Source organism: Alistipes intestinihominis (assembly GCF_040095975.1).
In the GTDB taxonomy this organism is placed as follows: Bacteria; Bacteroidota; Bacteroidia; order Bacteroidales; family Rikenellaceae; genus Alistipes; species Alistipes senegalensis.
Genome location: NZ_JBBMFL010000004.1, coordinates 20761 through 35045, shown reverse-complemented (window position 1 = coordinate 35045; position 14285 = coordinate 20761). Strand labels below are relative to the sequence as shown.

Annotated in this window: 11 protein-coding genes and 1 tRNA gene; 8 read left to right on the top strand and 4 right to left on the bottom strand. The window is 58.4% G+C overall.

All coding sequences use genetic code 11. From position 1 onward, the window contains the following. Positions 1–145: 145 nt before the first annotated feature. Positions 146–1522, top strand: coding sequence for a sulfatase-like hydrolase/transferase (locus WMO46_RS04565; RefSeq protein ID WP_349093904.1), 1377 nt, complete (start codon positions 146–148; stop codon positions 1520–1522). Between the two features lie 15 nt (positions 1523–1537). On the opposite strand, the gene WMO46_RS04560 is transcribed toward WMO46_RS04565, so the two are convergent. Then, entirely contained in the window at positions 1538–2221 is a 684-nt protein-coding gene (locus WMO46_RS04560; RefSeq protein ID WP_129652049.1) for a potassium channel family protein, read from the bottom strand. Positions 2222–2355: 134 nt separating this feature from the next. Between WMO46_RS04560 and WMO46_RS04555 the strand changes: the two genes are divergently transcribed. Together WMO46_RS04555 and def are read left to right on the top strand one after the other, a co-directional pair. Beyond that, positions 2356–2429: transfer RNA gene (locus tag WMO46_RS04555), tRNA-Met, on the top strand. A gap of 57 nt (positions 2430–2486) precedes the next feature. Beyond that, entirely contained in the window at positions 2487–3095 is a 609-nt protein-coding gene (gene def, locus WMO46_RS04550) for a peptide deformylase (protein WP_195496872.1), read from the top strand. Positions 3096–3179: 84 nt separating this feature from the next. Here the strand turns inward: def and WMO46_RS04545 are convergent, their stop codons facing one another. Both WMO46_RS04545 and WMO46_RS04540 read right to left on the bottom strand, forming a co-directional pair. Beyond that, positions 3180–5036, bottom strand: a complete 1857-nt coding sequence (locus tag WMO46_RS04545) for a biotin/lipoyl-containing protein (RefSeq protein WP_195496873.1) — start codon at positions 5034–5036, stop codon at positions 3180–3182. Between the two features lie 196 nt (positions 5037–5232). Then, positions 5233–6249, bottom strand: coding sequence for an AI-2E family transporter (locus tag WMO46_RS04540; protein ID WP_129652047.1), 1017 nt, complete (start codon positions 6247–6249; stop codon positions 5233–5235). A 341-nt stretch (positions 6250–6590) separates the two neighbouring features. On the opposite strand from WMO46_RS04540, the gene WMO46_RS04535 reads away from it, so the two are divergent. Beyond that, positions 6591–9866, top strand: a complete 3276-nt coding sequence (locus WMO46_RS04535) for a TonB-dependent receptor (protein ID WP_349093903.1) — start codon at positions 6591–6593, stop codon at positions 9864–9866. Positions 9867–9933: 67 nt separating this feature from the next. Here WMO46_RS04535 and WMO46_RS04530 read toward each other — a convergent pair whose 3' ends face one another. After that, the gene (locus tag WMO46_RS04530) at positions 9934–10521 is read right to left on the bottom strand and encodes an HAD family hydrolase (RefSeq protein ID WP_276716039.1); all 588 of its coding nucleotides are present in this window, start codon (positions 10519–10521) and stop codon (positions 9934–9936) included. Between the two features lie 101 nt (positions 10522–10622). Between WMO46_RS04530 and WMO46_RS04525 the strand changes: the two genes are divergently transcribed. The 4 genes from WMO46_RS04525 to WMO46_RS15625 all read left to right on the top strand — a co-directional run bounded on the left by WMO46_RS04525 (position 10623) and on the right by WMO46_RS15625 (position 14264). Continuing rightward, the gene (locus WMO46_RS04525; protein WP_349093902.1) at positions 10623–11669 is read left to right on the top strand and encodes a DUF2776 family protein; all 1047 of its coding nucleotides are present in this window, start codon (positions 10623–10625) and stop codon (positions 11667–11669) included. 176 nt (positions 11670–11845) lie between these two features. Then, positions 11846–12403 (top strand): RNA polymerase sigma-70 factor, encoded by a 558-nt coding sequence (locus tag WMO46_RS04520; protein WP_019150468.1) that lies wholly within the window; start codon positions 11846–11848, stop codon positions 12401–12403. Positions 12404–12529: 126 nt separating this feature from the next. After that, the gene (locus WMO46_RS04515; RefSeq protein ID WP_195496878.1) at positions 12530–13522 is read left to right on the top strand and encodes a FecR family protein; all 993 of its coding nucleotides are present in this window, start codon (positions 12530–12532) and stop codon (positions 13520–13522) included. A 226-nt stretch (positions 13523–13748) separates the two neighbouring features. Then, complete coding sequence (locus tag WMO46_RS15625) at positions 13749–14264, top strand: STN domain-containing protein (RefSeq protein ID WP_410520079.1); 516 nt, start codon at positions 13749–13751, stop codon at positions 14262–14264. Positions 14265–14285 lie beyond the last annotated feature (21 nt).

Sequence of the window (14285 nt, the reverse complement as noted above, 5' to 3'; positions counted from 1 at the left end):
CCGGCTTCCCCGAGGGAGCCGGATTTTTCGATGTATGTGAGCGGGTTCAAAATAAAACGAAACACAAAACCGAAAGAAATGATTGTTGTTTAGCCGAAAATTATTATTTTTGCGAAACACAAACCCATAAAAACGAAACCCAACCATGAACAGGGAACTCAGAACGGCAGGGCTCGGCCTGCTGGCGGTCGCCGCCGCGGGATGCGCCCCGAAGCAGGAAACGCGCCCCAACATCATCCTGGTACTGGCCGACGACATGGGAGCCGAATGTCTCGGATGCTACGGAGGCACCAGTTACAACACTCCGCACCTCGACGCGCTGGCCGAACGGGCCATCCGCTACGAAAACATGCACGCGACACCGCTCAGCACCCCGTCGCGCGTGCAGCTGATGACGGGCGTCTACAACGACCGCAATTATGTCAATTTCGGATACATGAACGACGACGACCACACGTTCGCCCATCTGGCCCGACAGGCCGGCTACTCGACGGCCGTGGTGGGAAAATGGCAGCTCGGACGGTCGCGCGAAATGGTCGGCAAACTCGGATTCGACGAATGGTGCCTCACCCAGCTGCAAATCTACAAGGAGCTGGCCGGAGAGCGGGCGACGGACCGCTACGCATTCTCCTACGTCGATGACAACGGCCATTACGAATTCAGCTACTATGCGCCGGACGATTTCCAGCGTTACGCCTTCGAATACATCGACCGGCAGACCGAAGCCGGCAAACCCTTCCTGCTCTACTATCCCACCCCGCTGGTACACACGCCGCACGTCGCCACGCCCGATTCGGAGTGCTGGACCGACGATCCGGACACACGGTTCAAGAAAGACTCCCGCCATTTTCCGGACATGGTCGCCTATCTCGACAAGCAGGTCGGGCAGCTGGTGGCGAAACTCGAGGAACGCGGCATCTGGGACAACACGATCCTGATCTTCGTCGGCGACAACGGCACCTGCCCCCTCATCACGTCGCAGATGGAGGACGGCCGGCAAATAGAGGGCGGAAAAGGCTCTCCGACGGTTTACGGAACGCATGTGCCCCTGCTGATCGCATGGGGCGACAAGATCCGCGAGGGACGGGTCAGCGACCGTCTGGTGGACCTGACGGACTTCATGCCGACGATAGCCGACGCTATGGGGATCGAGATTCCCAAGGAGTGGGGCGCGGAAGGCATATCGCTCTACCCGGAGCTCTGCGGGCAGGAGCCGCTCGAAAGGGAGTTCTCGCTGCTGCACTTCAACCCGCTGTGGCCCCACAAGACCTACCCGCGGGCCGCGCGGTGCGCCTACGACAAGGAGTACAAATATTACTGGGACGGACGGTTCTACCACTACGCTGAAGACCCGCTGGAAGAGCATCCTCTCGACATTGCGGACTGCACGCCCGAGGTACAGGCGCTCCACGCACGGCTGAAAGCCCGGGTTGACGAACTGCCGGGATGGTATCCGGACAAACCCGGGGCGCCGCGCCACGGCGACTACAAGAGTTTCTACGACGCCAAACCGCAGCAATGACACGAAGGGTCCGGCCTACTGGCCGGACTTTTCGTCCGGGGCATACTCCTGCAAAACATAGGTCGTGAAGATCGGGAAGAACATCATGCCCAGCGACGGCAGCAGCACGCAGAAGATCTTGCCGATGACCGTGACGGGGAAGATCTCGGCGCCGACGGTCGTGACGTTCATCCACGCCCACCAGAGCGCGTTGCCAAAGCCGTGGAGCTTGGGGTTGGCGAGCGCCTCGTAGTCGTAGAAGACGAGGGCCGAGATATAGGTGAAGACCACCACGGTAAAGATATAGGCGACGAACAGCCGCCGCATCTTGGTGCCGCGGACGAGCCACCGCACGATGATAATCATGGCCAGAAAAGCCCGCAGCAACGGAATCAGCCCCACGAGGATCGCCCAGTCGTGGGTCATGCGCAGGCCGCTCCACGCGAGAATGTTCAGGTAGGGAACCGACAGCAGCAGAAACGGCAGGTTGCGCCAGAAAAAACGGGTGCGGCGTTCGGCTGCGGTCCAGCGGACGAAAAAATCGCACAGAAAGACGAGACAGACGATAAACTGAATGGTCAGGTACGTTCCGGACATGTGGACATGGTCTCCGGCGATGATCTCCCACGAGAGAGCTGCGAGAAGCACCAGTCCTGCGGCGACTTTGACGGCGCCGAGCGTATCGGCAAGCCCGTCACGGGCGGTATCGGTAAGGGACATAGGTTTGAAATTTTCATGCAGGAGGTTCAAAATCAATGCCACAGCATTTCGCGGTGAATTTTTCATGCGATTTTTTGCCGAAAGATTTTGCACGATTGAAAATTTCTATTACCTTTGCACTCGCTTTCAGCAATGGCGGGTTAGCTCAGCTGGTTAGAGCGCATGATTCATAATCATGAGGTCCCGAGTTCAAGTCTCGGACCCGCTACTTCGAAAAACCGGAGGTCGTGTCGGACCTCCGGTTTTCTTTTTTTATATTTGCATCATGAAAACACTATGCAGAATCTGTCTGGGCACGGCCGCCGGACTCGCGCTCGCAGGGTGCTCGCAAAAATTCAAAAGCGCCGAGAAAGAGATCATAAATGCCGGAGACGGCGGAATCATGCGCGTACTGACGGTCACCGACCGCAGCGATTCGCTGACGCTCCGCCGCAAATCGGCCCCGATGGCCGAGGGCATGGAGCGTTCGGACGACTACGAAACGCTGCGCCGCCGGATGCTCGCCACGGTGCGGGACCCGGAGAACACCGGCGTAGGGATAGCCGCCCCGCAGGTGGGCATCCTGCGGCGGATGATCGCCGTACAGCGGTTCGACAAGCCGGGAGAGCCTTTCGAAATCTATCTGAATCCGGAAATCGTCGAATACTCTGCGGAAACGGCTCCGGGACGCGAGGGATGCCTCTCGATTCCCGGCTGCTACGGCGAAGTGACGCGCGCGCAGCAGATCGTGCTGCGCTACCGCGACGAACAGTTCGCCGAACGGACGGAGCGCATCGGAGGCTTCACGGCCGTCATTTTCCAGCACGAGGTCGATCACCTCGACGGCATCCTCTACACCGACCGGATGGACGGAACGCCCTTGCAGCGGGAATAGAGCAGCAAGAGGCGCAAAAAAATTCCGTCCGCAACGCATTCGGGCGCTGCGGACGGAAAAATGCACGCAAAAAGCGGAGAGAGCTTATTCAATCTCCATCAGCACGGCATCGGTGGCGACCGTCTGGCCTTCGGCGACCAGAATTTGCTTCACCGTACCTGCATAATCGGTCGTGATGGAGTTCTCCATCTTCATGGCTTCGAGCACGAGAACCTCGTCGTTCGCCTTGACCGTATCCCCCACTTTCACTTTGAGTTCGATCACGCGCCCCGGCAGCGGAGCCGTCACGGTGTTGCCCGTAATCACGGCCTTCGCCGCTTCAGCGGGCTTCTCCTCGGCCTTCACGGCGGGTTCGGCAGGCTTCGAAGCCTCGTAAGCCTTTACTTTCATATTGGTAAGGAACGTCTTGGCCACGAGCGGGAAGAGTTCGAGCAACAGCACCTCCTTCTCGTCGGCCGCGAGCTTCACACCGCCGGCCTCGGGCAGTTCGGGATTGGGCTGCATCTGGTATTTCGACGTGTCGTAGGGCGTCTCTTCGCGGACACCGCAGATCTTGAAGCGGAATTCGGGATCGACCTTCACCGGCGTTTTGCCGTATTCGCCCTTGACCAGCCCCACGAACTGCGACGACTTGTTAGAGTACATCGGCCGTCCGGCCTTCTCGTCGAGAGCGCAGTTGACGGCCTGGGCGCCCACGATCTGCGAAGTCGGGGTCACCAGCGGCGGCAGGCCAGCGGCCAGGCGCACCGTCGGGATCAGCTCCATAGCGCGGGGAAGAATCTCCTCGGCCTTGAGCTGTTTGAGCTGGGCGACCATGTTCGAATACATACCGCCGGGAATCTCGGCTTTCTGGACCAGCTCGTTGGGAGCCGGGAAGCCGAAGTAAGCCTCGATCTTGCGGCAGGCGTCGAGCGTAGCGTCCTCGTCATCACGCTGGGCGGCGGCGATGGCCTTGTCGAACAGTGCGTCGATCTCGTCGGGCAGCGTGTCGGTCAGCGGATTGAACGCCTTGGGTTCGGGTTTCTCGACGCCGAACACCGACTGGTTGAGCTCCTTGCGGATGTCGCGCAGCTGGGTGTTGATCTTGGCGACGGCCTCCATATTGACGCCCGTCTCGATGCCCAGCTTCTTGCAGAAGACGTGGATCAGTTCGATGGCCGGAGCTCCGGTGCCCTCGGCGAAATACCAACAGTTGGTGTCCACGACATCCACCCCGGCGATGATGGCCGAGAGCACCGAGGCCAGTCCGTAGCCCGGGGTGCAATGGGTATGGAAATCGACGGGAATCGAAAGGTTCTTCTTGAACAGCCGCACGAGCGTGGCGACGCGGCGCGGCGGGATGAGTCCCGACATGTCCTTGATGGTGATCATGTCGGCGCCCAGCGCGGCCATCTGCTTGGCCTTGTCGAGGAAATAGGCGTCGGTGAAGACCGGCTTGGGATTCGATTTGCCCGTCAACTTGGCCCAGAAGCCCAGTTCGGGGTATTTCGGATCGACCGTGTAGCAAACCGCACAGTCGGCGATGCCGCCGTACTGCTTGACGTATTTGACCGTCGATTTCACGTTATCGACATCGTTCAGGGCGTCGAAAATACGCATGATCCCCAAGCCGCTCTGAATCGAATTGCGGCAGAAGCCGTCGATGATTTCGTCCGTATAGGGCGAGTAGCCGAACAGGTTGCGGCCCCGCGAAAGCGCCGTGAGTTTCGAGACATCGCCCACCGCCTTGTAGATCGTTTCGAGGCGCGTCCAGGGATTCTCGTTGAGATAACGCATCACCGAATCGGGTACAGCGCCGCCCCAGACCTCCATAGCATAGAAATTGGCATCTTTGTAGAACGGCAGACAGCGGTCGATCTGCTCCTGGTTCATACGGGTCGCGAACGACGACTGCTGGCCGTCGCGCAACGTAAGGTCTCTGATTTTGAGATTTCTCGCCATTTTTGTATTTTATTGATTTATAAGGGTTCTTGGCATGAATCCTTTGTTATTTCAATAACAAAGGTAATAAACCCTTATGAATATGCAATCATTTTCCGGAAAATTTTCAACGGAACCGGCATATTCGCCCGCTCACCGAGACGAAACATCCGAGAAACCACCCCGATGTTCCGGGCCGTCGTCCGGAGCGGAAAGCTCACTCGGACCTGCGGTCGAGATACGTGCGCTTGAAGATATTGACGCAGAAAATGAACATCGCCAGCATCAGCGGCCCGAAGATGACGCCCATGAACCCGAAAAGCGACAATCCGATGAAGACCCCGAAGATGGTGACGAGCGGATGCGTGTCGGCCATCTTCTTCTGCATGACCATCCGCACGAGGTTGTCGATCTGCGTGACCACCAGCCCGCCGTACATCGCCAGCCCGATCCCCGCGCCCCAGTTGCCGTCGAGTCCCATGTAGAGTGCCAGCGGCAGCCACACGAGCGCCGTGCCGACGATGGGGAGGATCGTCGAGAAGCAGGTCAGCACACCCCAGAAAAGCGGCGAGGAAACCCCAAAGACCAAATAGCCGACATAAGCCACGATGCCCTGGGAGACGGCCAGCAGCGGAATGACGATGGCGTTCGAACGGACGATCATGTGTATCTCGCGCATCGCGCTGCGCGCCGTGCGGCGGTTGAAAGGCAGGAGTTCGCGGCAGTAAGTCTCCATGCGCAGGCCGCCGATGAGCATGAAGTAGAGCACGAACAGCAACACGACGACATTGACGGCGAAGTCGAAAAGGCCGCCGACGATCCACTGCCCCATCCGGGGGATGAAGGCCATGAGCGACCGGACATTGCCCTCTTGGAGCGCGTCGTAGCCCGTCTTTTCGCGGATCAGCCCGGCGACATGCTTCACGGGCGTCAGGATCGAATCGGGATCGAGCGTGACACCCTGAATCCGGTCAACGACCATCCAGACGATCAGGCTGATCGGGATCAGGAAGAAGAGCACCGCTTCGCCCAGCAGCAGCGAAGCCGCAAGGCTCCGCCGCCAGCGCCGCCGTTCGCTCAGGAACCACATCTGCCGCCGCAGCAGCACGTAGATGGTGACGGCTCCCAGCAGGCCCCCCAGAAAGGGTGTCAGCTCGACGAAGATCGTCACGCCCAACCCGACGATCAGGACGAAAAGCGAGTAATGCCAGTATTTTTCCCGGATCGAAAGCATACTTCGCCCCGACGCAAGTAACGTGCCGCAAGCCTCCGGGGCCGGTTCTGCAAATTGTTGAAACATTGTCCAATAAAAATCCCGATATTCTATTGCGGCGCATAAATATTTGATTTATATTTGTGCCATGAAAATTATGGTTGGCATCGTCCGGGTATCGGTCTGTCATAAATCCGGGTACCATCGCAATATGGGTTCCATGTGGCGAAAGCGGCGGTATCATACCGTGTAGAATGAAGAATAAAGAGGGATATTCCTGTCGAAGGGAATGTCCCTCGATGCTTTTACGAACAATAAAAAACAAACAACCCTTTCCAATTATCCATTAAACTCACAAGCGTATGAAGAAACTTTTTCTACTCATGCTCTCGATTTTCGCCTGTTGCGCCGCGAACGCGCAGGTGACGACATCGGGAATGAACGGTACGGTGGTTGACCAGAACGGACAGCCGCTCGTCGGCGCCACGGTCATCGCCGTCCACACCCCCTCGGGCACCCAGTACGGCGCGGTGACCGACAAGAACGGTAACTACAACTTGCAGGGCCTGCGCACGGGAGGTCCCTACTCGGTGACCTTCTCGTTCGTAGGCTATCAGTCGGTCGAGTTCCCGGGACTGATGCTGTCGCTGGGCCAGACCCTCAAGCGCGACGCATTCCTCAAAGACAGCCAGGAGCTCGAAGCCGTGGTCATCAAGGCCGACGGCAAGAACAGCTCGATGAACGTCAACCGTGCGGGCGCCGTCACCAGCATCTCCAACGAGCAGATCGAACTGATGCCTACGGTGAACCGCAGCATGAACGACATCATGAAACTCACGCCGCAGGCTTCGTCCACCACGTCGGGCCTGGCCATCGGCGGCGGCAACTACCGCCAGTCGTACGTGACGGTGGACGGTGCCGCCTTCAACAACATGTTCGGCATCGGCGGCAACCTGCCCGCAGGCGGATCGCCCATCTCGCTCGACGCATTGGAGCAGGTATCGGTATCGGTAACTCCCTTCGACGTACGCCAGAGCGGCTTCACGGGCGGCGCCATCAACGCCGTCACCAAGTCGGGCACCAACGACCTGAAAGTATCGGCATACCTCTATTCCAAGAGCGACCAGCTTCAGGGCGACAAGTACGACGGCGGCAAGCTGTCGCTGAGCGAGATGCGCGACAACACCCTCGGATTCAGCATCGGCGCCCCGATCATCAAGAACAAGCTCTTCGTGTTCGCCAACTTCGAGCGCGAGTGGAACACCACCCCGGGCAACTCGCGTCTGGCCCGGACCAACGACACCGGAGAATTCGGCGGCAATACGCAGTACAACCGTCCGACGGCTTCGAAACTCGACGAGATGAGCCAGTTCCTGATCGACAACTACGGCTACAACCCCGGCGCTTATCAGAACTACTCGGTGAAAACTCCCGGCTACAAGCTCATGGCCCGCGTGGACTGGAACATCAACCGCAACCACGCGCTCAACGTACGCTTCAGCCGCACCCAGAACAAGTATTCGTCGGCCCCGTCGTCGTCGATCTCCCCGCTCGATGCCAGCAAAGTGTATGACAAAGACACTTACGGCCGTACCTCGAACTACGCCATGTATTTCCAGAATTCGCGCTATTATCAGGAACAGAATTTCACGTCGGTAGCCGCCGAACTGAACTCGCGCTTCCTCGACAGCCGTCTGACCAACACGCTGCGCTACACCTATTCGCATCAGTACGAGCCGCGCAGCTACGACGGCGGCATCTTCCCGACAGTGGATATTCTGGAGCCTACGGACAAAGGCGTCAGCGCCCTGTACGCTTCGTTCGGTCTCGATCCTTTCACCGAGGGCAACCTCCGCGAAGTATCGACCCACATCGTAACCGACGAGATCGGCTACACCATCGGCAAGAATCATCTGGTGGCCGGTCTGCAATTCGAGCATAACTTCACGACCAACGGCTACCAGCAGGGCGGCGCGGGTTATTATGTTTACGAAAGCTGGGACGATTTCAAAAACAACAAAAAGCCGCTGGCGTTCCGTATCGCCCACGGCAACAACGACGACCTGGCACAGGCATATCCTTCGTTCACCCATATGCAGTATTCGATCTACCTGCAAGACGAGATCAATTTCAGCGAGCGTTTCAAGGCTACGGTCGGACTGCGCTTCGAAGTTCCGGTCTATCCGTCGATCTCCGACAACGAGAACAAGGACTTCACGCAGGCTTTCGCCGACTACGGCGGCTACAAGACCTCGGACATGCCCAAGGCACGTCTTTCGGTGGCTCCCCGCGTAGGCTTCAACTGGGACATGACCGGCGAGCGCAAATACATCCTCCGCGGAGGCACGGGCATCTTCACCGGCCGCCTGCCGTTCGTATGGCTCGTATCGGTTGCCGGAAACAGCAACTGTATCCAGAATGGTCTGACGCTTTACAAAAGCGAGGTCGGAGAAAATAAGATGCCTTCGTTCCATACCAATGTCGGCGACATGTTGAAAGACGTATACGGCGGAACCTATCAGAAACAGGACCTGGCAGCCAACACGCAGCCGACCATTCTGGACAAAAAGCTCAAAATGCCTTCGACGTGGAAAACCTCGCTGGCTCTGGACCTCAAACTGCCGGGCGATGTCAACCTCAATATCGAGGGTATCTATAACAAGGACATCAACTCGGTAACCGTCACCAAACTCGGCATGGTCGAGAAAGAGGGCGGCATCCAGCTCCCGGGCGAGCCCGAGGCGCGCGTCTACTGGAATAGCCAGAATATCAAGAACAAAGAGGGTAAGACCATCAACCCCTATCTGATCACCAATACCGACGACGTGGACGGATACTATGCTTCGATTTCGGCACAGCTGTCGAAGACGTGGGGCTTCGGTCTGTCGGTAATGGCGGCCTACACCTATTCGAGCGCCAAGAACGTAATCGACGGTATCGGCGACCAGGTAACCTCGGCATTCAGCACCAACACGTTCAACAAGAACGGTTCGAACATACCCGAAACCGGATTCGCATCCTACGTATCGCCCCACCGTATCCTGCTCAACGTAGGCTACCGCCTCGCCAACAAGAACGGCGCTTCGAATTTCGGCCTTTACTACGAGGCCAGCCAGCTCGGCTACATCGGCAGCTACTCCTATTCGCGCTACTCCTATACGATGTACGTGCAGAGCGGCAAGTATCAGAATGCGGTGACCAACGACCGCGGTGCCGTGAACCTGCTCTATATCCCGACCCGTTCGGAACTCGACGACATGCCGTTCACGAGCGACGAGAACAAGGAGGCGTTCTGGAACTTCATCCAGAAAGACAGCTACCTGTCCGAGCACGTCGGCGAGTACTCCAAGCGGGGGGGGGCTGTGATGCCGTGGTATCACACGCTGAATTTCCGCTTCTCGCAGGATTTCTACATCAACGTCAAAGGCAAGCGCAACACGATCTCCCTCGGCCTCGATGTCACCAACCTGGCCAATATGCTCAACCGCGACTGGGGTAACATCAAGCGCATGAACTCCAGTTCGATCCTGGCATGGGACGGCAGCAACTACACGTTCACCGCACCCAAATGGTCGAAGTATGCCAGCACGGTATCGACCTGGTCGGCGATGTTCAGCATCCGCTACACCTTCAACTGATCCTTCGGAACCGCATACGACAAAGGAGGGCAGGTGAAAACCTGCCCTCCTTGTTTATTCCGTTAGATTACAGCAGCCGGCTCCGCAGGGCCTCGCACGCAGAGGCGGGATCGCGGTGATCGAAGAGGAAACCGTGGATGCCGAGGGCCGCGGCCGCTTCGATATTGGCTTCGCGGTCGTCGATGAAGAGCGTTTCCGAAGGCGTCAGGCCGTAGCGTTCGAGCAGAATCTCGTAAATGCGCGGCTCGGGCTTCACGGTGTGCTCCTCGCACGAAACGACCTCGCCGTCGAAAAGCCCGTAGACGGGGAAGCGGCGCAGGAAGTCGATGAACTCGCGCGACATGTTCGAAAGCACATAGAGCTTATACCCCGCCGCTTTCAGGTCACGGACGAGGCGTTCGGTGGGTTTCACGGGTTCTTGCAGGTCGATGGCCAGTTGCAGGACGGCGGAGCAGGTCTCCACGGAGCGCCCGGTCATTCGGCTGATCGTGGCGGTCACCTCGTCCAGCGTCGAGGTGCCGCGGTCGTACTCCTCCCAGAAGAGCGGCATCCGCGGAGCGCGGAGGAAGCTGAAAAATTCGAGCAGTTCGGGAGTGCACTTGCTTTTATCGCGGGCGAACAGCACGCCGCCCAGATCGAAAACGATGTTTTTCATGCCGCAAAGATAGTGCAAGCCGAGAGCAAATGCAAACGACGTTTGCGGTTTTGCCGAGACTTGGTGCGGGATTTGCAAGGGCTCCGGAAAACTTTATCGCCATGAATCACGGTATAAGCATTCTTTTCCGGGCCATTCCGCTCGCAATGGCTGCCTTCTGCTTCGCATACGGGGCCTACATCTTTTCGGCCGGGACCGACACGGCACGCCTCACGGCAGGTCCCGTCGTCTTCTACCTCGGGGCGATCTGCGTCGCGCTCTACTGCACCGCGGCGACGATCATCCGCCAGATCATCGGCACCTACACCGCTACCGCGAAATACCTTTTTCCGGCAATCGGATACACGTTCGCCCTGCTGACGCTCGTCAGCGGCGCCTTCATCCTCTCGTCGCAATGGACCGGGGCACTCGTCACCGGACACGTCGTCTGCGGACTGGGCCTCATCACGGCCTGCGTGGCCACGGCGGCGACCTCATCGACACGGTTCAGCCTGATCCCCAAGAACTCCGCCGACGACACCTTTTCGGTCAACACCGCCGGATTCACCCGGGCGCAGTCGTCGCTGCTGATCTTCATCGTCTCGGCCGTCGCCGCCGTAGCCTGGGTCTGGTGCATCCTGCTCTACGTGTTCGGAACGCTCCCGGCACACATCGTCGCGGGCAGCGTGATGTTCGGCATCGCCTGCGTCTGCACGTCGCTCATCGCGTTGGTCGCCAGCATCGCCCGGCAGGCCCGCGGCAGTTATACGATGGCCGAGAAGCGCAAATGGATGGGACTCGTGCTGACGATGGGATCGCTGGCTTTCGTGCTGGGGCTGATCCTGATATTCGCACTCCGGGGCGAAACGATCAATTTCGTGGGATTCGTGCTGATCGGCCTGGCGCTGATCTGTTGGAGCATCTCGAGCAAGGTGATCCTGCTGGCGAAGATCTGGCACGCCGATTTCCCGTTGGCCAACCGCATCCCGATCATCCCCGTGCTGACGGCTCTGACGTGCCTGTTCCTCGCGGCATTCCTCTACGAAGAGGCCCTCTTCCAGGCCAAATTTTTCGTCCCTGCACGCGTATTAGCAGGCTTCGGGGCCATCTGCTTCACGCTCTACTCCATCGTCTCGATCCTCGAAAGCGGAGCCGGCAAAAAGGCATAGTTCCCATAACAGCGTTACGGACAGCGAGATAAATCCGCCGGGCCGGCATCTTTTTACGATGCCGGCTGTTTTTTTACGATTTTGTCACAGGAAAGTATTCCGTCTTTGTGAAAAACTTTCTTATCTTTGAACCGCAGGCCGCCGCACGGCACGTACGCAAACCCAGACAAACGTCCATGAAATTCACTTTCGGCAGACAGCAAAACGACAGCGAACTGATCTCCGCGATCATTCGGGGCGATGTCGGCGCCTATGAACAACTCTTCGTGCGCTACTACCCCACGCTCCTGCACTTCATCCGCGGCATGCTCAAAGACGACCACATGTCCGAGGACATCGCCCAGAATATTTTCATGAAGCTCTGGATACACCGCGAAAAGCTCGACAGCACGCAGTCGGTCAAAAACTACCTCTTCGTGCTGGCCAAGCACGAGATATACAACATCTTCAAGGCCAAGCGCACCACCATGCTCTCGCTGCTGCCTCAGCTCAGCGACCGCGACGTGGCGGACCGCGGAGCCTCGGCCGAGGAACAATACAATTATACGGAGCTGAACGCGCTGCTGATGCAGGGCATCTCGAAAATGCCGCCCCAGCGACAACTGATCTTCCGCATGAGCCGCTACGAACACCTCTCCAACCGCGAGATCGCCGAACGGCTGGGTCTCTCGGTGCGTACCGTCGATAAGCACATCGAACTGGCGCTGAAAGACCTCCACAGCTCGCTCTGTTGATTTTTCCGTTTTTTTCGATTTTTTTGCAGTTCCGGTTACGCAACCGGGGCCGTTCGGTTGTTCTTTATACAGCAGGATGACCGGAGCGAGGCTCCGCATCCGGCGGCGAACAGAGAAAAAGGACCTATGACCAAATTAAACGAATATTTCGACAATGAACTCTCCGCGCAGGAGCAGCTCGAAATCCAGATGTGGCTCGCCGAGCACGGGGACAGCCCGGATTCGGAAGCACAGCTGGCCGAACTTTTCGACAGCCTGCACATCGACGACGACGCAGCGGCCCGTGCGGCTTTCGGGCGCGTCGCCCACCGGCTCGGGATCGCCGGAGGGCAGCCGTCCGCACCCTCGCGCCGTGCACGTATCGTCGCCTGGAGCCAGCGGATCGCCGCCATACTCGTCGTTCCGCTCCTGTGCGCCGTCTGGCTGCTCTACGCCGACCGCAAGCCGGAGGCGGAATGGCTCGAGCAGCAGGTTCCGTACGGCGAAATGGCCTCCCTGACACTTCCCGACGGCACGCAGCTGCACCTGAACTCCGGCAGCCGCATCACCTATCCGTCGGCTTTCACGGGCAAGGAGCGCCGGATTTTCGTCGAAGGCGAGATATTCGCCGACGTGGCGAAAGATCCCCGCAAACCCTTCATCATCCAGTCGGGCGAAGTCGGCATCCGCGTTCTGGGAACCCGCTTCAACTTCAAGTCCTACGCGAATACCGACTGTATCGAGGTGTTGCTGGTCGAAGGCTCCGTCCGGTTCGACATCGACGCCCCGACGCGCAAACAACAGCTGACGATGAAGCCCGGCGACATGGTGCAGTACGACCGCGCCACGGGCGACATCGACCTCACGACGTTCCAGCCCGGACATTTCAAGTCCTTCGCCGACGACCGGGCCATCCATTTCTTCAACCTGCGCATGCGCGACATCGCTTCGGACCTCGAACGGCTGTTCGGCACGCACATCGTCATCCTCGACGAAGCGCTCGCCCAAGCCCGCTATTTCGCCTATTTCACCAACAACGAGAATCTGGACCAGATACTTTCCGCCATCAATTCCGATCGCAAGATGCAGATTCTGCGCCGCGACGGAGTCATCTACCTCTCGTCGAACCGATCCCGCTAAACTTTTACGCCGAAAAACGAACCTCACACACAAACCCGAAATGCCTATGAGAGACTGACCGCCCCACCGCCCTCCTTTTTCTGTTCCTTCTCTGTGACCCGCCCGGATGCCACCGATCCCGGCATACCCGCCTTAAACTCGAACCTTAAATAAACCTATCATGGGAAACGACTGCAATCGTCGGGGAACTCGCTTTGCGAGACTCCTCTACCTGGTTATTCTCTGTATGTTGCTCAGCCCCGCCGGGGTTTTCGCCCAGACGAAGAGAATCAACCTCGAATTGAAGAACGTAACCGTTCAGGAGGCCATAGCCACGCTGAACCGTACGGAAAATTACTCCATCATCGTCAGTTCGGACGAGGTGGACCTCACCAAACGCATCTCCGTTTCGGCCAAAAACGCCACCATCCGCGAAGTCCTCGACCAGGTATTCGCCGGGCAGGAGGTGACCTGCACCATCGACGGACACCGTATCTCCGTCACCAAGAAACAACCCTCGGCAGCAGCCAAACCGGCCGCCGCACCGAACTCCGTGCGCGGACGGGTGACCGACATCAAAGGACAGCCGATCATCGCCGCGACGGTGGCCGTCGTGGGCACCCAGAAAGGTACGCTGACGGGCGTGGACGGCGATTTCGAACTGACGGACATGAAATTCCCCGCCAAGCTCAACGTCTCCTATCTGGGTTACATATCCCAGATCGTGGAAGTCAAGGAGGGGGGGGGGAAATTCTCCGCTTGAAATCGTCCTGAAAGAGTCGGA